The organism is Pseudomonas sp. NPDC089406 (assembly GCF_044900265.1).
Lineage (GTDB): Bacteria > Pseudomonadota > Gammaproteobacteria > Pseudomonadales > Pseudomonadaceae > Aquipseudomonas > Aquipseudomonas fakonensis.
Window position 1 is genome coordinate 12259 of record NZ_JBJDNC010000044.1, and the last position, 22890, is coordinate 35148.

At 70.3% G+C, this 22890-nt stretch carries 2 protein-coding genes (1 of these 2 only partly in view); both read right to left on the minus strand.

Annotated features, from left to right (window positions below):
- Positions 1-14115, minus strand: a complete 14115-nt coding sequence (locus tag ACI2KK_RS24260) for a non-ribosomal peptide synthase/polyketide synthase (RefSeq protein ID WP_404670942.1) — start codon at positions 14113-14115, stop codon at positions 1-3.
- Positions 14112-22890, minus strand: partial view of an amino acid adenylation domain-containing protein gene (locus tag ACI2KK_RS24265; protein ID WP_404670943.1) — the 3' portion only. 2096 nt of this gene lie beyond the right edge of the window; 8779 of the gene's 10875 nt are visible here — the last part of the coding sequence; its start codon lies off the right edge, out of view — the gene reads right to left on this strand; the stop codon is at positions 14112-14114. Before ACI2KK_RS24265 ends, ACI2KK_RS24260 begins: the two co-directional genes overlap by 4 nt.

Genomic DNA, 22890 nt, shown 5'->3' on the forward strand with positions numbered 1-22890 from the left:
TCATGCCGGCCGCCCGCACAGGTTGATCAGCTCGTGCAACTGGGCCTTGAAGGCCTCCATCAGCGCTTGCACGGTTTGCGGGCGGTAGCGCTTGCGGCTGTAGATGCAGCGCATGGCCAGCTCACCGTCCTGCACCTGGCCGATGATCTCCAGCCAGTTGGCCAGCGGCGCCGTCGGGCTGTGGAAGTCGCCCAGGCTTTCGCCGGCAGCGCCAAACAGCCCCTGGCCATCGCTGGCCTGGTCCAGTTGCCCCAGGTAGTTGAAGGTGATGCGCGGCTGCGCCAGGCCCGCCAGGGCTTCGCGCACCTGGCTGCGGCCCAGGTAGCGCAGCACGCCGTAACCCAGGCCGCGCCCGGGCACCTGCGCCAACTGCTCGCGCACCGCCCGCAGCGACTCGCCCGGCGTGCCGGCACCGGGGTTCAGGTGCAGCGGGAACATGCTGGTGAACCAGCCCACGGTACGGCTCAGGTCCAGTTCGTCGAACAAGTCCTCGCGGCCATGGCCCTCCAGTTGCACCAGCATCGAGGCCGCCTGGCTCCAGCCGCACACGGCCCGAGACAACGCCGTCAGCAACAGGTCGTTGATCTGCGCCTGCAGCGCAGCCGGAGCAACCTTGAGCAGGCGCGCGGTGGCCTCACTGTCCAGGCGCAGGTGCGCTTCGGCCTGGGTGCCCACCAGGTTGCGCCCGCGCGGGTTGTCCACCGGCAGTTCGGCTGGTGCATCGCTGCCCAGTTGCTGCTGCCAGTAACCCAGCTCGGCCTCGCCCTCGGGGCTGCGGGCCAGCTGTTGCAGGCGCTGGGCCCAGTCGCGGTAGCGGCTGGTCGGCGCTGGCAGCTGCACCACCTGGCCACGGCTCGCCGCCTGGTAGGCCGCCAGCAGGTCTTCGACCAGCACCTGCCACGACACCCCGTCCACCGCCAGGTGGTGCACCACCAGCAGCAAGCGCTCGCCGCCCTCGGCCAGGCGCGCATGCAGCACCCGCAGCAGCGGCCCCTGGGTCAGGTCGAGGCTGCGCTGGGCGCGCTGGATGGCCGCCTCCATGGCGGCGCTGTCGGCCAGTTGTTCCTGCCACAGCACCGGCACCTGGGCCGCCTCTTCAACGCTGGCATAGCGTTGCGACCAGCCACCTGGCCCTTCGACGAAGCGCAGGCGCAGGGCCTCGTGGCGCACCAGCAACTGCTCCACCGCATGTTGCAGGGCATCGCCTTGCAAGGGTTGCAGCACATCCAGCAACAGCGCCTGGTTGAAGTGCCCGCGCTCGGCCATTGGCACCTCGAACAACCACTGCTGGATCGGCAGCAGGTTGAACAGCTCGCCATCGGCCAGTTGCACCTCGCCCTGCTGCACAACCTGCGCCGGCGCCTCAGCCAGCAACTGGGCAATGGTCGGCCGGCGCATCAGGTCGCGCAGGCGGATTTCCCGTTGCAGGCCGGGGTGGTTGCGCACCCGCGACACCACCTGCAGGCTGAGGATCGAATCGCCACCCAGCTCGAAGAAGTTATCCTCAACGCCAACCCGTTCGACACCCAGCACCGCTTTCCAAATGCCAGCCAGTGCCTGCTCCTGTTCGTTGCGCGGGGCGACGAAGCGGCTGTCCTGTCCAATCACCGGCGCCGGCAGCGCCAGGCGGTCGACCTTGCCGTTGGCGTTCAGCGGCAATGCCGGCAGCACCACCACGTGGGCCGGCACCATGTAGTCGGGCAAGCGCGCCCGCAGGCGCTGGCGCAGCGACTCGCCCAGCCCTTCGCTGGCCACGGCGGCCACGTAGGCCACCAGTTGCTTGCCGCCCTGCCCGTCACGGGCCACCACCACGGCGCTGTGCACATCCGGCTGGTCGCGCAGGCGCGCCTCGATTTCACCCAGCTCGATACGGAAGCCGCGCACCTTCACCTGGTGGTCCAGCCGGCCCAGGTAGTCGAAGGTGCCATTGGCGCGGCGCCGTACCAGGTCGCCGGTGCGGTACAGCCTGCCGCCTGCGCTGAACGGGTCGGCGACGAAGCGTTCGGCGGTCAGCCCCGGGCGGCCGTGGTAACCACGCGCCAGGCCCTGGCCGCCGATGTACAGCTCACCGGCCACGCCTTCGGGCACCGGGTTCAACTCGGTGTCCAGCACATGCAGGGTGCGTGCGCCCACCCGCTCGCCAATCGGCGCGTAGGCCGCGCCGCAGGTGGTGTCGCCCTCGGCGCGCCACAGCAGCGGGGTGATCACCGTCTCAGTCGGGCCGTAGCCGTTGATGATCGCCCGTGGCCGCAAGGCCGCGCGGGCACGCTCGAAGGCCGCGTCCGGCACCGCGTCGCCACCGAAGCAGTACACCCGCACCGGCGGCGCCGTGCCGTCGGCTTCGGCCTGGCTGGCCAGGGCCTGCAGGTAGGCCGGCGGGAACGCCGCCACGGTGACGCCGTGGCGCCCCATGGCGGCCAGGGTCTGCTCGGGAGTCCACAGCTCATCGTCACGCAGCAGCACGCTGCCGCCGAACAGCAGCGGCACCAGCCAGCGCTCGTGGGCACCGTCGAAGGCGAACGACATGAAGTGCAGTTCGCGGTCCGACGGGCTCATGCCGTAGCGCTCGCCGATGGCCTCGCAGTGCATGGCCAGCGGCCCATGGGCCACCGCCACGGCCTTGGGCTGGCCGGTGGAGCCGGAGGTGTAGATCAGGTAGGCCAGGCTGTCGGCGTGCAGGGCCACTGCCGGGGCAGTGGCCGGCAGGCTATCCAGCGCCAGGCGGTCAAGCTCGGCGCGGGGTACGTCGGCCAGCGCGGGCAGCTGCTGCGCAAGGCTCGAATGGGCCAGCAACAGGTGCATGCCGGAGTCGCGCATGATGAACGCCAGGCGCTCGGCCGGGTGGCTGGTGTCCAGTGGCAGGTAGGCGGCGCCGCACTTGAGTACCGCCAGCAGTGCCACCGGCCAGTCGGTGCTGCGTGGCAGGGCCACGCCGACCACTTTCTCCGGCCCCGCGCCTTGCGCCCGCAGCCAATGGGCCAGGCGGTTGGCGCGCGCCTCCAGCGCGGCAAAGCTCAGGCGCTGCTCGCCGCACAGCACGGCGTCCCAGTCCGGGCTGCGGCGTGCCCATTCGGCGATGCCCTCGGTCACCGTTGGCAACGGCCGCGGCGCCGGCAGGCGGTTGGCCTCGGCCCGCGCCAGCCACTCGCCCTCGGCGAGCATGGCCAGTTCGCCCAACGGGCGCTCGGCGCCGGCGCAGAAGCCTTCGAGCAGTTGTTCCAGGTGGCGGCGAATGCCTTCCACTTCGGCCAGGTTGAAATGCTGGCGCAGGAACATGTACTCGATTTCCAGGCTGTCGCCGAGGGTCACCATCAGGTCCATGGCGTAGTTGGTCACGCCATGGCCGCGCACGGTCTCGAACTGCAGCTCACCGTCGTCCCACTCGCTGAGCAGGCGGTCCACCGGCTGGTTTTCAAACACCACGATGCTGTCGAACAGCGCCTGCCCACCACGGCCGGCCCAGCGCTGCACCTGGCTGAGCGGCGTGTGCTCGTGCTCGCGGGCCGCCAGGTTGTAGGCCTGCAGGACCTGCAACCATTCGCCCAGGGGTTGCTCGGGGCGTGGCGCCTGGACGATCGGCAAAGTGTTGATGAACAGCCCCAGGGTGTCCTGGGCACCCGGCAGTTCTGCCGGGCGCCCCGACACGGTGGCACCGAAGGCTACGCAGCGCTGGCCGGTGTAGCGTTGCAGCAGCAACAGCCAGGCCGCCTGCACCAGGGTGTTGAGGGTGACCCGCTGGCTGCGGGCGAACTGTTTCAGGCGCTCGGTACGGGCCTGGTCGAGGTGGCTGTAGATGGCCTGGTGGCCCGCTTCGCCACGCTCGCCGGCGAGGGCCTGGGCGAGGAAGGTGGGTTCTTCCAGCGCTTGCAGGCGCTCGCGCCAGAAGCGCTCGCTGGCCAGCGGGTCGCGGCTTTGCAGCCAGTCCAGGTAGTCGCGGTAGCGGCCCGGGTTGGGCAGCGCCTGGCCCAGGTAGCGGCGCAGCACCTGGCCGATCAGCAGCGACAGGCTCCAGCCGTCCAGCAACAGGTGGTGGTAGGTCCAGACCAGCCGGTAACGACGCGGGCCCAGTTGCACCAGCAGCAAGCGCTGCAATGGCGCCAGGGCCAGGTCGAAGCCGCGCTCGCGTTGTTCGCGGGCAACGGCCTCGGCCTCCTCGGCGGTGAAGGTGCGGCCCTGCCAGTCGAGTTGCTCCACCGGCAAGCTGACGTGCTGTTGGATCACCTGCATGGCGTCGGCAAAGCCCTGCCACACGAAGCTGCCGCGCAGGCTGTCGTGGCGGTTGCTGACTTCGTCCCAGGCCGCGATGAAGCGCGCTGCATCCAGGCCGTCGATCACCACGTCCAGCTGGTTGACGTACAGGTCGGTGCCGCTGTCCAGGGCGTGGAACAGCATGCCTTGCTGCATGGGCGACAGCGGCACGATGTCCTCGACCGCCTCCAGCGCCACCGGCAACGCGGCGCGCTCGGCGTCGCTCAGGGTGCTGAGGTCCAGCCGTGCCACAACCTGGGTGGCGGCCTGTTGCAACGGCTGCGCCTGGGCCGCCAGGGCGCGGACGCTCTGGTGCAGGAACAAATCGCGCGGGGTCAGGGCCAAACCGGCGTCGCGGGCACGGGCTACTACCTGCACCGAAACAATCGAGTCGCCGCCCAGTTCGAAGAAGTTGTCCTCGGCGCCCACTTGCGGCAGGTTCAGCACGCTTTGCCAGATCTTCGCCAGGGTGCATTCCACCTCGCCTTCCGGCGCCACGTGCTCGCGCACTTGCAGTTCCGGTTCGGGCAGTGCCTTGCGGTCAAGCTTGCGGTTCGGCGTCAGCGGCATGTGCTCAAGGCGCATCAGGCGTGCCGGCACCATGTAGTCCGGCAGTTGCGCTTGCAGGCGCTCACGCAGCGGCGCCAGCAGCGCGTCATCGTCGGCCACTACATAGCCGATCAGTTGCCCTTGGCGCGCCACCACGGCGGCCTCGCGCACACCGGGTTCGGCCAGCAGGCAGGCTTCGATTTCGCCAAGTTCGATACGGAAACCGCGAATCTTCACCTGCTGGTCGATCCGCCCCAGGTACTCCAGCGCGCCGTCGGCACGGCGGCGCACCAGGTCGCCGGTGCGGTACAGGCGTGCGCCGCTGCCGAACGGGTCGGCAACGAAGCGCTCGGCGGTAAGGCCAGGGCGGTCGTGGTAACCACGGGCCAGGCCTTCGCCACCGATGTACAGCTCGCCGGCTACGCCCAGCGGCAGGGGTTCCAGGTCGTCATCCAGCACGTGCAGCGCGGTGTGGGCCAGGGCTTCACCGAGCATCACTTGCTGCTGGCCTTGAAGGTGGCAGCGGGCAGACCACACCGAAGTTTCGGTCGGGCCGTAGAGGTTCCACAGGCTGCCGGCCACGCCGATAAGGCGTTCGGCCAGGTCTGCCGGCAGTGCTTCACCGCCGCACAGCACCTGGCGCCCGGCCAACGCCGGCAGGCGTGGGTGGTCGGCAAGCATGCGCCAGGTCGAGGGGGTTGCCTGGATGGCGGTGACCTGCTGCTGCTCGATCTGCGCCCACAGGCGCTCGGGGTCGCGGGCGGTGTCGCGGTCCACCAGCACTACGCTGGCACCGCTGACCAGCGGCAGGTAAAGCTCCAGCACGGCGATATCGAACGACAGTGAGGTCAGCGCCAGCATGCGCCCGTCGGCAGCCAGGCCCGGGGCCTGGGCCATGCTCGCCAGGAAGTTGCCCACGCCGGCCCGGCGCACGGCCACGCCCTTGGGCTTGCCGGTGGAGCCGGAGGTGTAGATGACGTAGGCCAGGTGGTCGCCCTGAGCCAGGTTCAATGGGTTAGCTTCACTGCCCTGGTAATCCGATTGGTCCAGCCACCAGCATTCAGCCTCGGCACCCAGTGCTTGCAGCGCCGGTTGCAGCGAGCTTTGGCTGAGCAGCAACGGCGCTCGGCTGTCGTCGAGCATATGGCGCAGGCGCTCGGCCGGGAACTCGGGGTCCAGCGGCACGTAAGCGCCACCCGCCTTGAGCACTGCCAGCAAGGCCACCAGCAGTTGTGGGGTGCGCTCCAGGCACACGCCCACGCGCACGTCCGGGCCGACGCCTGCCGCTTGCAGGCGGTGGGCCAGTTGGTTGGCGCGGCGGTTCAGCTCGGCGTAGCTGAGCGAACCCTCGCCCTGGCGCACGGCAATTGCTTCGGGCACACGGGCAACCTGCTGCTCGAACTGTTCGACCAAATCGAACCCAGCAATGCCATGGCTATCGGCAGCACCCGCTGCCAGCAGCTCATCGCGTTCGCCAGCAGTCAGCGACGACACCTGCACCAATGGCAGCCCCGGCTGTTCCAGCAAGGCCTGCAGCAGGTGCAGGAAGTGCCCGGCCAGGCGCTCGATGCTGGCCCGCTCGAACAGGTCGCTGGCGTAGTTGAAGGTCAAGCTGAACCCGCCCTCGCCCTGTTGGTCGACGAACAGCCCCAGGTCGACCTGGGCGGTACGCCGTTCCTGTTCAAGGCTGGCCATGCGCAGGCCGGCCAGCTGGTCGCCCAGCGCCACATCGTGACGTTGCAGGCTGAACAGCACCTGGAACAGCGGGTTATGGCTGAGGCTGCGCTCTGGCTGCAGGGCCTCGACCAGTTGCTCGAACGGCAGGTCCTGGTGGGCCTGGGCCGCCAGCACGCTGTCACGCACCTGCTGCAGCAGCGCAGCGAACGGCTGCGCGGTGTCGATGCGGGTACGCAGCACCTGGGTGTTGACGAACAGGCCGATCAACCCTTCGCACTCGGCGCGCAGGCGGTTGGCCACCGGTACGCCGACGCACAGGTCATCCTGGCGGGCATGGCGCTGCAGCAGCACGTTGAAGGCCGCCAGCAACAGCATGAACGGCGTCACCTGCTGCGCCTGGGCCTGGCGCAGCACGCTGGCGGCAAGCGGCGCCGGCAGTTGCAGGCTGAGGTTGGCACCGCGGTAGCTTTGCTGCGCCGGGCGCGGGTGGTCGGCAGGCAGCTCGAGGATGCGCGGTGCATCGCCCAGTTGCGCCTGCCAGTAACCCAGCTGGCGCTCGCCCTCGCCGCCGGCCAGCCACTCGCGCTGCCACAGGGCGTAGTCCAGGTACTGGATCGGCAACGCCGCAAGGGCCGCCGGCTGGCCGCTGCATTCGGCGGCGTACAGCTGGCCCAGTTCGCGCACCAGAATGTCCATCGACCAGCCGTCGCCAACCATGTGGTGCAGGGTCAGCAGCAGGTGGTGGCGCTGGCGCTCCAGGCGCAACAGCTGGCCACGCAGTACAGGGCCGTTGACCAGGTCGAACGGTGCCTGGGCCTGGGCTGCACGCAGCGCCTGGGCCTGGGCATAGGGGTCGTCGGCGCCGCGCAGGTCGCTGCAGGGCAGCTCGAAGCCGGCCGTCGGCAGCACCTGCTGGTACACCTCGCCGCCCTCGCTGGGGAAGCAGGTGCGCAAGGCTTCGTGGCGCGCCAGCAGGCCGCTGAAGGCACGCTGCAGCGCCGCGCGGTCCAGCTCGCCGTCCAGCTCCAGGGCCACCGGCATGTTGTAGGCGTCGCTGCCTGGCTGCAATTGCCAGAGGAACCACATGCGTTGCTGGGCAAACGACAGTGCCGGGCGCGCCGGCCGCTCGCGGCGCTGCGGGCCTGTGGCCAGCTGGCCGCGGCTACGCCCCAGGGCCTGGGCCAGGCCCGCCACGGTCGGGGTGTCGAACACCGCGCGCAGGGCCAGCTCCACGCCGAACACCTCGCGCACCTTGGCCACCACCCGCACCGCCAGCAGCGAGTGGCCGCCCAGTTCGAAGAAGTCATCGTCGCGGCCAACCCGCTCCACCCCCAGCAATGCCTGCCAGAGGCCCGCCAGGGCGGTTTCGCGCGCGCCTTGCGGGGCGCTGTACTGGCGCGCCTGCCATTGCGGCGCCGGCAGCGCCTTGCGCTCCAGCTTGCCGTTGGGGCTCAGCGGCATCGCCTCCAGGTACACCAGAAGGGCCGGCACCATGTAGTCCGGCAGGTGCTCGCGCACGCCTTCGCGCACCGCATCCAGCAGCGCCTGCGGCTCGGCCTGGGGGCTGTCGCCGGTCAAGTAACCCACCAGCTGCGCGCCACCGGCCTGCTGCCAGGCCACCACCACCGCCTCGCGCACGCCGGGTTGTTCGAGCATGCGCGCCTCGATTTCACCCAGCTCGATGCGCAGGCCGCGCAGCTTGACCTGGTGGTCGATGCGCCCGGCGTAGTCGATCACCCCGTCCGGGCGCCAGCGCGCCAGGTCACCGGTGCGGTACATGCGCTCGCCAGGTGCGCCGAACGGGTTGGCGACAAAGCGCTCGGCGGTAAGCCCGGCGCGCCCCAGGTAGCCACGCGCCAGGTTGTGCCCGGCAATGTACAGCTCGCCTGCCACGCCCACCGGTACTGGCTGCAACTGGCTGTCGAGGATCATCAGCTGGGTGTTGGCGATTGGCCGGCCAATCGGCACGCTGTGCCGGCCCGGCTCGTCGAGGCAGTGCCAGTAGCTGACGTCGATGGCTGCCTCGGTGGGGCCGTACAGGTTGTGCAGCGCGCCGTTGTGGTGTTGCTGGAACTGCTGCTGCAGCTCATGGGGCAAGGCTTCGCCGCTGCACATCACCTGGCGCAGGCTGGTGCAGGCGGCCAGCTCGCCGGCGGCGATGAACGCCTGCAGCATCGAGGGCACGAAGTGCAGCGTGGTGATGCCCTGCTCGACGATCACCTGGCGCAGCCGCGCCGGGTCGCGGTGGGCGCCGGGGGCAGCCATCACCAGGGTGGCGCCGGTGAACCAGGGCCAGAAGAACTCCCACACCGACACGTCGAAGCTGAACGGGGTCTTTTGCAGCACCCGGTCCGCGCTATCCAGCTGATACTGGTCCTGCATCCACTGCAGGCGGTTGAGCAGGCCGGCGTGGTGGTTGCCGACGCCCTTGGGCCGCCCGGTGGAGCCGGAGGTGTAGATGCAATACGCCAGGCTCTGCGCCGGGTAGTCAATGGCTGGTGCGTGCTCAGGCTGGGCGTCGGTTTGCGCCCAGTCGCGGTCCAGGCACCACACCGGCGCGCTGCTTGCCGGCAGGCGCGCCAACAGCGCCTGCTGGGTCAGCAGCAGCGGCACCTGGCTGTCTTCGAGCATGAACGCCAGGCGCTCGGCCGGGTAGTCCGGGTCCAGCGGCAGGTAGGCGCCGCCAGCCTTGACGATGGCCAGCAGGGCAATGGCCAGCTCCGCCGAACGCTCGGCAAACACCCCCACCCGCACATCACAGCCCACCCCCTGGCTACGCAGCCAGTGGGCCAGGCGGTTGCTGCGCGCTTCAAGCTCGGCGTAAGTAAAGCGCCGTTCGCCGTCCACCAGGGCGCAGGCCAGCGGCGTGCGCTCGGCCTGCTGGCGAATCAGCTCGGGCAGCATGGGCTGCCGGCTGTAATCGCGGGCGGTTGCGTTCCAGCCATGCAGCAGTTGCTCGCGCTCGCCTTCGGCCAGCAGCGCCAGGCGCTCCAGGGCCTCGTCCGGGGCGTGGGCGATGGCCGCCAGCAGGCGCTGGAAGTGCCCGGCCAGGCGCTCGATGGTGGTGTGCTCGAACAGGTCGGTGGCATAGCCGAAGCTGCCCGACAGCTGGCCGTCGGCGTGCTCGCGGGTATCGAGCACCAGGTCGAACTGGGTGCTGCGCCGGGCGCTGGGCAGCGGCTCGACGCTGAGCCCCGGCAACGTGAGGTTGTCCAGGCCGCTGGTGCGGTCGTGGTTGAACAGCACCTGGAACAGCGGGTTGTGGCTGAGGCTGCGCTGCGGTTGCAGGGCCTCGACCAGTTGCTCGAACGGCAGGTCCTGGTTGGCCTGGGCGTCCAGCACATGGTTGCGGGCCTGGGCCAGCAACTGGTTGAACGAGCCCTCACCGTCCACTTGCAGGCGCAGCACCTGGGTGTTGACGAAAAAGCCCACCAGGTTCTCGCTTTCCTGCTGCTGGCGCCCGCCAATCGGCAGGCCGATGCGCAGGTCGCGCTGGCCGCTGTAGCGCATCAGCAAGGTGCCAAAGGCCGCCAGCAACAGCATCGACAGCGAGCTGCCACGGGCTTGCGCCAGCTGTTGCAGTTGGCTGGCCAGTTCAGGCGCCACGGCAAAGCCGACGCTGTCGCCGCGCAGGCTTTGCTGCGCCGGGCGCGGGTGGTCCAGGGGCAGCTCCAGCAGCGGGTGTTCAGTGCCCAGGTGGGCGCGCCAATGGGCCAGCTGGCGCTCGCACTCGCCGCTGGCCAGCCACTGGCGCTGCCACACGGCAAAGTCGGCGTACTGCACCGCCAGGGCCGGCAGCACTGCATCGCGCCCTTCGAGGGCGGCCTGGTAGCAAGTGGCGAACTCGTCCAGCAGCACCTTCACCGACACACCGTCGGCGATGATGTGGTGCAGGGTCAGCACCAGCACATGTTCATCGCGGGCCATGCCCAGCAGGTTGATTCGCAGCAACGGGCCGCAGGCCAGGTCGAAAGGCGCGGCGCCCTCCTCGGCCAGGCACTGCACCAGGCAGGCTTCACGCTCGCCGACCGGCAGTTGCTCAAGGCTGGTTTCGCGCAGGGCCAGCGCCGGGTTGGCCAGCACCTGCTGGCGCACCTGCTCGCCGTCGTCGCTGAACACCGTGCGCAGCGAGGCGTGGCGCGCCTGCAACTGCTCAAAGGCCGCGCGCAGTGCAGGTACCACCAGCTGGCCGCGCAGGCGCAGGCCACCGCTGATGTTGTAGGCCGCGCTCTGTGGCGCCAACTGCCAGAGGAACCACAGCCGCTGCTGGTTGAACGACAGCGGCGCACCGCCCTCGTGGGCCAGGGCTTGCAAGGCCGGGGCGCTGCCTGCGCTGCCTGCGCTGCCTGCGCCCGCCACGGCCAGCGCCAGGTCACACAGGCGCGGGGTGTCGAACAGCTGACGTACCGGCACCTCGATGCCCAGGCGCTTTTTCAGCCGCGCTACCACCTGCACCGCCAGCAGCGAATGGCCGCCCAGCTCGAAGAAGTGGTCCAGCGCGCCGACCTGCTGCAGGCCCAGCACCTCGCTCCAGACCTCGGCCAGCAACTGCTCGTGCTCGCCTTGCGGGGCCTGGTAGCCGTTGTTGTCGCTCTGCCACACCGGCTCCGGCAGCTGGTTGCGGTCCAGCTTGCCGTTGGCGTTGCGCGGCAGCTGCGCCAGCACCATCACCCGGGCCGGCACCATGTAGTCGGGCAGTTGCTCGCGCAGCAGCTGGCGCAGCTCGCTGCCTAGCTGCGGGTCGTCGGCGGCCACGTAGGCCACCAGTTGCTTGCCGCCCACGGTTTCGCGGGCCACCACCAGCGCCTCGCGTACCCGGGCGTCGGCGCGCAGGCGCGCTTCGATCTCGCCCGGCTCGATACGAAAACCACGCACCTTGATCTGGTGGTCGGCGCGGCCCAGGTAGTCGATGATGCCGTCGGCGCGCTGGCGCACCAGGTCACCGGTGCGGTACAGGCGCCCGCCCGGGGCGCCGAACGGGTCGGCGACAAAGCGCTCGGCGGTCAGGCCCGGGCGCTGGAAGTAACCCCGGGCCAGGCCTTCGCCGCCCAGGTACAGCTCGCCGCACACACCGGTGGGCACCGGGTTGAGGTCGCCGTCCAGCACCCACACGCTGCGCGCACCGACGCGGTCGCCAATCGGCGCGTAGCCGGCCTGGCAGTGGTCGCCGGGGCCGGCCTTCCAGATCATCGGCGTGACCACGGTTTCGGTGGGGCCGTAGCCGTTGATGATCCAGGCCGGGCGCAGCACCTGGCGCACCTGCTCGAAGCTGGCGTGTGGCACTGCGTCGCCACCGAAGCAATACACCCGCACCGCCGGCACGTCGTCGCGGCCTTCGCCATGCTCGGCGATCTGTTGCAGGTAGGCCGGCGGGAAGGCGGCCACGGTCACGCCGTAGCGGCCCATGGCCTGGTAGGTCTGTTCGGGGGTCCACAGGCTGTCGTCACGCAGCACCAGGCTGGCGCCATGGGTCAGGGCAGTGAGCCAGCGCTCGTGGGCACCGTCGAAGGCGAACGACATGAAGTGCAGCTCGCGGTCGGCGGGGGTCATTTCGTAGCGCACGCCGATGGTGCGGCAGTGCATGGCCAGCGGGCCGTGGGCCACGGCCACACCCTTGGGCAGGCCGGTGGAGCCGGAGGTGTAGATCAGGTAGGCCAGGTTGCCGGGGTGCGGCGCCACGGCCGGTGCCTCGGCCGGCCAGGCGGCCAGCTCGAGCAGGTCGAGGTCCAGGCGCTGCACACCCTCGGGCAAGGCGGCCCGGCGCGGGTCGCGACTGTCGCCGATCAGCCAGGCAAGGCCGGCATCTCGCACCTGGTAGGCCAGGCGCTCCTGCGGGTAGTCGAGGTCCAGCGGCACGTAGGCGGCGCCGGTCTTGAACACTGCCAGCAGCGCCACCAGCAACTGCGGCGAGCGCGGCAGGCCAACGCCCACCCGCTGCTCGGGGCCGACACCCTGGGCACACAGATACTGCGCCAGCTGGTTGGCGCGCAGGTTCAGCTCGGCGAAGCTCAACACCTGCTCGCCACAGCGCACCGCCGGGGCGTCTGGCGTGCGCTGCGCCCAGGCGGCGATCAGCTGGTGCACCAGCGGCTCTTCAGCAGTGCTTTCGGGCAGTGCGTTCCAGGCCTGCAACTGCGCCCAGGCGGCGGGCTCGTGCAGCTCGAAGTCGCACACCCGGGCCTCGGGCTGCGCGGCAATCTGCGCCAGCAAGGCCTCGAAGTGCCGGCGCCAGCGCTCGATGCTGGCGGCGCTGAACAGGTCGGTGGCGTAGCTGATTTCGCAGCGCAGGCGGCCGGCGGAGTCTTCGGCGGTGTCCAGGGCCAGGTCGCAATCCACCGCGCGCATCAGCGGCGCCAGCGACTCCATGGCCACGCCGTCGAGGGTCTGCAGGGCGTCGGTGTCATGCCACTGGTGGTTGTAGATCACCTGGAACAGCGGGTTGTGGCTGAGGCTGCGGTGCGGCGCCAGGGCCTCCACCAGTTGCTCGAACGGCAGCTCCTGGTGGGCCTGGTCGGCCAGCGCGCCCTGGCGCACCCGGGCCAGCACGCTGTCGAAGCGCTCGCGGCCATCGAGCTCGGTGCGCATCACCAGGGTATTGACGAAAAAGCCGATCAGGCGCTGGCTCTCGCCGTTGCCACGCCCGGCCACCGGCACGCCGACACGCAGGTCAGGCTGGCCGGTGTAGCGGTACAGCTGTACCTTGAACGCCGCCAGCAACAGCATGAACAGCGTCGCGCCACGCGCCTGGGCGACCTTGCGCAGGGCGCCGGCCAAGGCCTCGGGGATGTCGAAGCACAGTACCGCGCCCTGCCCGCTGGGGCGTGCCGGGCGCTGGCGGTCAACCGGCAGCTCCAGGGTCGGCGCTTCGCCGCCCAGGCGCTTGAGCCAGTATTCCAATTGGCGCTCACCCTCCCCGGCGGCCAGCAGCTTGCGCTGCCAGGCGGCGCAGTCGGCGTATTGCGCGGCCAGCGGCGGCAGCTCGCTGGCCTGGCCACGGCAGTGGGCGTTGTAACCGCGGGTGAACTCGTCCACCAGCAGGTTCATCGACCAGCCGTCGGCAACAATGTGGTGCACGCCCAGCAGCAGGCGGTGCTCTTCGGCGCCCAGGCGCAGCAGGGTCACCCGCAGCAAGGGGCCGGCGGCCAGGTCGTAGGGGGTGACGGCGCAGGCCATGCCCAGCGCGTCGGCACGGGCCTGGCGCTCAGGCGCAGGCAGCGCGGTCAGGTCCTCGAATACCACCTCAAGCTCAGCCTTGGGCTCGATCAGCAGTTGCGGCTGGCCTTCCACCTCGTGGAAGCGGCTGCGCAGGTTCTCGTGGCGGGCTACGATGGCGCGCAGGGCTGCGGCCACTGCCTCGCGGTCCAGCGGCCCACGCAACTGCACGGCGCGGTGCAGGTTGTAGGTGGGCGCCTGGGGGTCGAGCTTCCAGATGAACCATTGCCGGCTCTGCGCCGCCGACAGCGCCAGGGCGCCGTCACGCGGCAGGCTTGGCACCGGCAGGCGGCGCACGTTGACGCCAGCGGCCACCAGCTTGGCCAGGAACAGTTGCTGCTTGTCCTGCGCCAATTGCGCCAGGCGTGCGCCGATGGCCTGCAGCTCACGGTCCTGCGCCGCTACCTTGGGGTCGAGGACACTACTCATTCAGCCTGCTCCAGTTCTTCCAGCAAATCGTTCATGAAATCCACTTCCAGCAAGTCGTCAGCGGCCGGGGGCGCGCTTTGCAGGTGTGCTGCAAGGGTACTGACGCTTGAGTGGTCAAAAACTTCATGAAGTGCCAGGTCCACCCCGAGCGCCTCGCGCACCCGCGATACCAGGCGGGTGAGCAACAGCGAGTGGCCGCCCAGCTCGAAGAAGTCGTCCGTGCTGCCGACCCGCTCGAGCCCCAGCACCTCGCACCAGATCGCCGCCAGCTGGCGCTCCAGCTGCGTGGCCGGTTCCACATGCGCGCGGGCCTGCCAGTCGGGGGCCGGCAGGGCCTTGCGGTCGAGCTTGCCGTTGGGGGTCAGCGGCATGCGCGCCAGCACCAGCACCTGGGCCGGCACCATGTAGTCGGGCAACGCCGCTTGCAGCGCCTCTTTAAGCTGCACGGCCAGCTGCGGCGCGTCGTCGGCCTCGGCGTAACCCACCAGCACCGGGCCGGCCGGGCCTGGGCGCGCCACCACGGCGGCTTCACGCACGCCAGGGCAACGGCGCAGGCAGGCTTCGATTTCGCCCAGCTCGATGCGGTGGCCGCGGATCTTCACCTGCTGGTCGATTCGGCCGATGTACTCCAGCGCCTCGCCGCGCCAGCGCACCAGGTCGCCGGTGCGGTACAGGCGCTCGCCCGGGGCGCCGAACGGGTCGGCGACAAAGCGCTCGGCGGTCAGGCCCGGGCGACGGTGGTAACCACGGGCCAGGCCCGCGCCGCCGATGTACAGCTCGCCGGCCACGCCATCGGCGGCCGGCTCCAGGGCCTCGTCCAGCACATGCCGCGAGGTGCCGGCGATGGCTTCGCCCAGCAGCACCTGGGTGGCCTGCTGGCCCAGGCGCATGCGCGCCGACCAGATGGTGGTTTCGGTGGGCCCGTACAGGTTCCACAACTCGCCCACCACGCCTTGCAGGCGCGCTGCCAGGTCGCCGGCCAGCGCTTCGCCGCCGCACAGCGCGCGCAGCCCTTGCAGGCTGGCAAAGCGCGGGTGCTCGCTGAGCATGCGCCAGGTCGACGGCGTGGCCTGCACGCAACCCACGCCCTGGGCGACGATGTAGTCGAGCAGGCGCCCGGCATCGCGGGCCATGGCGCGGTCGGCCATGACCACGCTGGCGCCCTGCAGCAGCGGCAGGTACAGCTCCAGCGCGGCGATGTCGAACGACAGCGAGGTCAGCGCGAGCATTTTTTCGCCACGGGCCAAGCCCGGTGCTTCAGCCATGCTCAACAGGAAGTTGGCCAGCGCGCCGTGGCGCACGGCCACGCCCTTGGGCAGGCCGGTGGAGCCGGAGGTGTAGATCACATAAGCCAGTTGCTCGGGGTCGATGGCGGGCAAGGCGCTCGTGTCGCCTGCGGGCAGTGCCAGCTGGTCGAGGCACCAGCGCTGCTGGCCGGCAGCGGCCTCGGGCAGTTGCGCCAGCAAGGCGCTATGGGTCAGCAGCAGCTGCGCGCCGCTGTCGTCGAGCATGTGGCGCAAGCGCTGGGCCGGGAACTCCGGGTCCAGCGGCACATAGGCGGCGCCGGCCTTGAGCACCGCCAGCAGGGTCACCAGCAGTTGCGCGTCGCGCTCCAGGCACACCGCCACCAGGCTGCCGGCGCCCACACCATGGGCCAGCAGGTGCCGGGCCAGGCAGCTGGAGGCCTGGTCGAGGCTGGCGTAGTCCAGGCGCTGCGCGCCGTCGCTCACCGCGCACAGCGTGCCATTGCGGCGCGCCTGTTCGGCGAACAACGCCGGCAGGCTTTGCCCGGCGCCCAATACCGGCTGTTGCGCGGCGCGGGCCAGGGCCTGGCGGCGGGCCTGCACCGACAACATCGCCAGCTCGCCCAGGCGCCGCTGCGGGTTGCCCGGCAGGCTGCGCAGCAACTGGCCCAGGTGCTCGGCCAGTTGCGCAAGCGTGGCGCTGCTGAAGGCATCGGCGCGGGCTGCCAGGGCCAGTTGCAGGCGCTCGCCGGGGTGCACGGTGAGGGTCAGCGGGTAGTGGGTCGACTCGCGCTGGGCCACGCCATCGATGCCCAGTTGCTGCATCGCCTGGCTGCGCAGGGCGGCATCTACCGGGTAGTTTTCGAACACCAGCAAGGTGTCGAACAGTGACTGCCCGGCACTGCCGGCCCAGCGCTGCACGTCGTACAGCGGTACGTGGGCCAGCTCCTGCAGGGCCAGGGTTTCACCCTGCAAGGCCTGCAGCCAGTCGCCCAGCGCCTGGTGCGGCGCAGGCTCGGCAATCAGCGGCAAGGTGTTGATGAACAGCCCCAGCATGTCGCCGCTGCCAGCCAGCTCTGCCGGGCGCCCCGACAGGGTGGCGCCGCAGCACACCACGCGCTGGCCGCTGTGGCGTTGCAAAAGCAGCAGCCAGGCAGCCTGCACCAGGGTGTTGAGGGTGACCCGCTGGCTGCGGGCGAAAGCGGCCAGGGCCTCGCTGTGCGCGGCATCGAGCAGCAGCTCGCAGGCGTGCTGCCCGCTGCCGCCCGCTGCCACCGGCGCATTGGCGGCCAGCAAGGTGGGTGCATCGAGCTGCGCGGTGCGGGCCTTCCAGAAGGTTTCGCCGCGCTGCGGGTCCTGGCGTTGCAGCCAGGCGATGTAGTCGCCGTAGCGCCCAGCCGCAGCCTGCGGGGTTTCGCCCACGTAGCGGCCGAGCCATTCCTCGATCAGCCGCGCGCTGCTCCAGCCGTCGAGCAGCAGATGGTGGTAGGTCCACACCAGGCGGTGGCGGCCGTTGGCCAGGCGCAGCAGCGCTACCCGTTGCAGGGCCGGCTGGGCAAAGTCGAACGGCTGTGCCCGCTGCTGGCTGGCGAAGGCGTCCAGCGCCTCGCTGCTGCACTCCTGGCCACGCCAGTCGTGCTCTTGCCACAGCTCGGGCACCTGGCGGTAGACCAGTTGCAGCGGCTGCTCCAGGCCGTCCCAGGCAAAGCCGCTGCGCAGGATCGGGTGGCGCGCGATCAGTTGCTGCCAGGCCGCGCGCAGGTGCGCAGGCTCGAGCGCGTCCAGGTCGAAGGCCAGCTGGTTGATGTACTCGCCCTCGCCCGCACCGCTCAGGCCATGGAATAGCAGGCCTTGCTGCATCGGCGACAGCGGGTAGGCGTCCTCCAGGTCCGCCGGCAGGCGCGCCCGCTCGGCAGCGCTGAGTTGTGCAAGGCCGGTGCTTGGTGTGGTGGCGGCGACAGTTGCCGGCTGCCCAACCACCTTGGCCAGGCGGCGGATGGTCTGTTGCTCGAACAGCTCGCGCGGGGTGAATGCCAGGCCGGCTTCGCGGGCACGGGCAACCACCTGCACCGAAACGATCGAATCGCCACCCAACTCGAAGAAGTTGTCCTCGGCGCCCACCTGCGGCAGGTTCAGCACGCTTTGCCAGATCTGCGCCAGGGTGCACTCCACCTCGCCTTCCGGCGCCACGTGCTCGCGTACTTGCAGCTCCGGCTCGGGCAATGCCTTGCGGTCGAGCTTGCGGTTCGGTGTCAGTGGCATGTGCTCAAGGCGCATCAGGCGTGCCGGCACCATGTAATCCGGCAGTTGCGCTTGCAGGCGCTCGCGCAGGGCTGCCAGCAGCGCGTCATCGTCGGCCACTACATAGCCGATCAGTTGCCCTTGGCGCGCCACCACGGCGGCCTCGCGCACACCAGGCTCGGCCAGCAGGCAGGCTTCGATTTCGCCCAGCTCGATACGGAAACCGCGAATTTTCACCTGCTGGTCGATCCGCCCCAGGTACTCCAGCGCGCCATCGGCGCGGCGGCGCACCAGGTCGCCGGTGCGGTACAGGCGCGCGCCGCTGCCGAACGGGTCGGCGACGAAGCGCTCGGCAGTCAGGCCCGGGCGGTCGTGGTAACCACGGGCCAGGCCTTCGCCACCAATGTACAGCTCGCCGGCCACGCCAAGCGGCAGTGGTTCAAGGTCGTCGTCCAGCACATGCAGTGCAGTGTGGGCCAGGGCTTCGCCCAGCATCACTTGCTGCTGGCCTTCAAGGTGGCAACGGGCCGACCACACCGAAGTTTCGGTCGGGCCGTAGAGGTTCCACAGGCTGCCGGCCACGTTGATAAGACGTTCGGCCAGGTCTGCCGGCAGTGCTTCGCCGCCGCACAGCACCTGGCGCCCGGCCAACGCCGGCAGGCGTGGGTGGTCGGCAAGCATGCGCCAGGTCGAGGGGGTTGCCTGGATGGCGGTGACCTGCTGCTGCTCGATCTGCGCCCACAGGCGCTCGGGGTCGCGGGCGGTGTCGCGGTCCACCAGCACTACGCTGGCACCGCTGACCAGCGGCAGGTAAAGCTCCAGCACGGCGATATCGAACGACAGCGAGGTCAGCGCCAGCATGCGCCCGTCGGCAGCCAGGCCCGGGGCCTGGGCCATGCTCGCCAGGAAGTTGCCCACGCCGGCCCGGCGCACGGCCACGCCCTTGGGCTTGCCGGTGGAGCCGGAGGTGTAGATGACGTAGGCCAGGTGGTCGCCCTGGGCTTGCAACGCCGGGTTGGCTTCACTGCGCTCTTCGACCAGCTGATCCAGCCACCAGCATTCGGCCTCGGCACCCAGCGCTTGCAGCGCCGGTTGCAGCGAGCTTTGGCTGAGCAGCAACGGTGCACGGCTGTCGTCGAGCATATGGCGCAGGCGTTCGGCCGGGAACTCCGGGTCCAGCGGTACGTAAGCACCGCCAGCCTTGAGTACCGCCAGCAAGGCAACCAGCAGTTGCGGGGTGCGCTCCAGGCACACGCCCACACGTACATCCGGGCCAACACCTGCGGCTTGCAGGCGGTGGGCCAGTTGGTTGGCGCGGCGGTTCAGCTCGGCGTAGCTGAGCGAAGCCTCGCCCTGGCGCACGGCGATTGCTTCGGGCACACGGGCAACCTGCTGTTCGAACTGTTCGACCAGGTCGAACGCGCCGATGCCATGGCTATCGGCAGCACCCGCTGCCAGCAGCTCATCGCGTTCCACGCCCGTCAGCAGCGGCAGTTGCCCCAGCTGGCGCTCGGCGCTCTCGCTCAACGCCTGCAGCAGCTGTTGCAGGTGCCCGTGCAGCCGCGTGATGGCCGCAGCATCGAAGCGTGCCCGGTCAAAGCTGTAGCAGAAGCTCAGCGCCTCGCCCTGGTTGACCAGCAGCATCAGCGGGTAATTGCCCTGCTCGCGGCTGACCAGGTTGGCGAAGCGCGGCCCGTCGCCCTGGCCGCTGAGCATGGCGCTGTCCAGCGGGTAGTTCTCGAACACCAGGATCTGGTCGAACAGGCCCTGTCCGCCCTGCCCGGCCCAGCGCTGGATGTCGTACAGCGCGCTGTGTTCGTGCTCGCGCACGGCCACACCCAGGGCCTGCACCTGCTCGAGCCACTGGCCAACGGTCTGCTGCCCATCGGGGCTTGCGACCACTGGCAAGGTGTTGATGAACAGGCCCAGTTGCTGCTCGATGCCCGGCAACTGCGCCGGGCGCCCGGCCACGGTGGCGCCGAAGGCCACGCAGCTTTGCCCGGTGTAGCGCTGCAACAGCAAAAGCCAGGCGGCCTGCAACAAGCTGCTGAGGGTCACCTTGCGCTGGCGGGCGAAGCTGCGCAGATGCTCGCTGGCGGCGGCCGGCAGGCTAGCGCGGTGCTCGGCAGTGCCGCTGCCGGGCTGCTCCAGGGCAACCGCGCCGGCCAGCGCGGTCGGCGCCTGCAAGGGTGCCAGTTGCTCGCGCCAGAACTGCTCGCTGGCAGCCTGGTCGCGCCCGGCCAGCCAGGCGATGTAGTCGCGGTACTGGCCCACGGGTGCCGGTTGTGCCTGGCCTGCGTAGCGTTGCATCACCTCGGCGAACAGTTGCGCCTGGCTCCAGCCGTCCAGCAGCAGGTGGTGGCAGGTCCAGACCAGGTGGTGGCCGGCATCGGTAGCCACCAGCAGCAGGCGCATCAGCGGCGGTTGCTGCAGGTCGAAGGGGCGCCGCTCCTCGGCGGCCAGGGCGTCAAGGTCGCCGCCGGTGGCTTCACGCCAGGCCAGTTGCGCCTGGCGCAGCACTGCTTGCAGCGGCTGCCCCGCCGCAGTGCTGACAAAGGCGGTGCGCAGCGCGGCGTGGTTGTCCAGCGCCGCCTGCCAGGCCGCGCGCAGGCGCGCAGGCTCCAGGCCTTCGGCATCCATGCGCACCTGGTTGATGTAGCTGCCGTCGCCGGGCTGGTACAGGCTGTGGAACAGCATGCCCTGCTGCATCGGCGACAGCGGGTAGAGGTCTTGCATCTGGGTGATCGGCAGGCCCAGGGCGTCGAGCTGCGCCTGGTCGAGATTGGCCAGGGGGAAGTCCGATGGCGTGGCGCCACCGGCACCGGGCGCCAGGCAATGCCCGACCAGCGCCTGCAGCTCGCCCTCGAACAGCGCCACCAGTTGCGCCAGGCCTTGGGCGTCGAGCTGCTGGGGGCTGAAAGTAAAGCCCAGTTGCAGGCGGCCTTCGTTGACCCCGCCGTCGATGGACAGCCAGTTGGCCAGGGGGGCGGCCGGGTCCTGGCTGTCGCCGCAAGTTTGCTCGGCGCGGCGCATGCCGGGGGCGAAGCTGGCGTCGAACTGGCCCAGGTAGTTGAAGGTGATGCGCGGCTGTGGCCGCGCTGCCAGCTGTGCGCGCACCTCGGCGGGCGCCAGTTGTTGCAGCAGGCCGAAGCCCAGGCCGTTGTCCGGCACCTGGCGCAGTTGCTGCTTGATGGCCTTGAGGCTGTGGCCCAGGTCGTCGCTGGCGGCCAGGCGCAGCGGGTAGGTGGCGGTGAACCAGCCCACCGTGCGGCTGAGGTCGAGCCCGGCCAGGTGCTCTTCGCGGCCATGGCTTTCCAGTTCCACCAGCAGCTCTGGCTGCCCGCTCCAGCGCTGCCAGGCGCGGGCCAGGGCGCACAGCAGCAGGTCGTTGACCTGGGTGCGGTAGGCACCCGGGGCATCGCGCAGCAGCTGGCGGGTCAGTTGCTCGTCCAGCGCCAGCGGCAGGGTGATGGCTTCAGCCACCGGCGCAGGGCCGGCATGCCGGGCGCCCGGGAACTCGGCTGCGGCTTCGCCCAACTGGGCCAGCCACCAAGGCAGCTGCGCCAGGGTTTCGCTGGCCTGGGCGTGCTGCACGAGGAAGCGGGTCCAGTCGCCGAAGGCGTGGCTGCGCCGTGGCAGGCTGGCGCCCGGGTTGGCCAGCAGCTGTTGCAGGTCTTCGAGCAGGATGCGCCACGACACGCCGTCCACCACCAGGTGGTGGGCGGTAAGCAGCAGGCGCTGGCCGGCGCCGTGCAGGTTGACCAGCACGGCACGCAGCAGCGGGCCGGCGGCAAGGTCGAGGCTGCGCTGGGCCTGGTTGGCGATGGCCAGCAGGGCCTGCTCGTCCTCGGCTTCACGTACCCACAGCTCGACGGCGAGGTTGGCCGCGTAGGCGCCCTGCCAGCCCTGCTCGCCCTGGCTGAAGCGCAAGCTGAAGGCGTCGTGGTGCGCGACCACCGCGTTCAGTGCCTGCTCCAGTGGCTCAGCGGCCAGTGGAGTTTCCAGCGCCAGCAGCAGGGCCTGGTTCCAGTGCCCGCGCTGGGCCATGGGCATGGCGAAGAAGCGCTGCTGCAGCGGCGTCAGGGCAATCACCCCGCGTTCGGGGCGCGCAGCACCTGCGCCCTGCCCGCCCAGCGGCGTGGCCACCTGGGCCAGCTGGCGCAAGGTCTGGTGGCGGAACAGCTCGCGCGGGCCGAACTGCCAGCCGGCCTGGCGGGCGCGGCTGGCCACCTGGATGGCGATGATCGAATCACCGCCCAGTTCGAAGAAGTTGTCCTGGGCGCCCACCGGGTCGATACCCAGCACCTCGCCCCAGACCTTGGCCAGGGCCTGCTCCACCTCGCCCTGGGGGGCCTCGAAGGCGCGCTCGACCGCTACCGGCTGCGGCAGCGCCTTGCGGTCGAGCTTGCCGTTGGCACTCAGCGGCATCTGCGCAAGCACGATCACCTGCGCCGGCACCATGTAGTCCGGCAACGCCTCGCCCAGTTGCAGGCGCAAGGCATCGGCCAGCCCGTCGTCGGCGCTTGCCACCACATAACCCAGCAGCTGTTTGGCACCGGCAGCAGCCTCGCTGACCACCACCACCGCCTCGCTGACGGCCGGGTGTTCCAGCAGGCGCGCCTCGATTTCGCCCAGCTCGATGCGCAGGCCACGGATCTTCACCTGGTGGTCGATGCGCCCCAGGTACTCCACGGCGCCGTCGTCGCGCCAGCGCGCCAGGTCACCGGTGCGGTACAGCCGCGCGCCGTGGCCGAACGGGTCGGCGACAAAGCGCTCGGCGGTCAGGCCCGGGCGGCCCAGGTAGCCGCGGGCCAGGCCCACGCCGCCAATGTACAGCTCACCCGGCAGGCCGCTGGCCACCGGCTGCAACTGGCCGTCGAGCACGTACAGGCGCAGGTTGGCGATGGGCCGGCCAATCGGCACGCTGCCCAGGCCAGGGGCGTCGTGGCAGGCCCAGTGGCTGACGTCGATGGCCGCCTCGGTTGGGCCATACAGGTTGTGCAGGCCGGCGCTGCTCTGGGCCAGAAAACGTTGTTGCAGGTCCAGCGGCAGTGCCTCGCCGCTGCACATCACCAGGCGCAGGCTGGGGCAGCCGGCCAGGGTTTCGCTGGCCATGTAGGCCTGCAGCATCGACGGCACGAAGTGCAGCACGCTGATGCCGTGGCCGGCGATCAGCGCCTTGAGCTCGGCGGGGTCGCGGTGGGCGCCGGGCGGCGCCATCACCAGGGTGGCGCCGGTCATCAGCGGCCAGAAGAACTCCCACACCGACACGTCGAAGCCGAACGGGGTC

What these genes read in the sequence shown, in the direction of transcription:
- ACI2KK_RS24260 (WP_404670942.1), bottom strand. Translation starts at nt 14,115, where the DNA reads ATGAGTAGTGTCCTCGACCCCAAGGTAGCGGCGCAGGACCGTGAGCTG.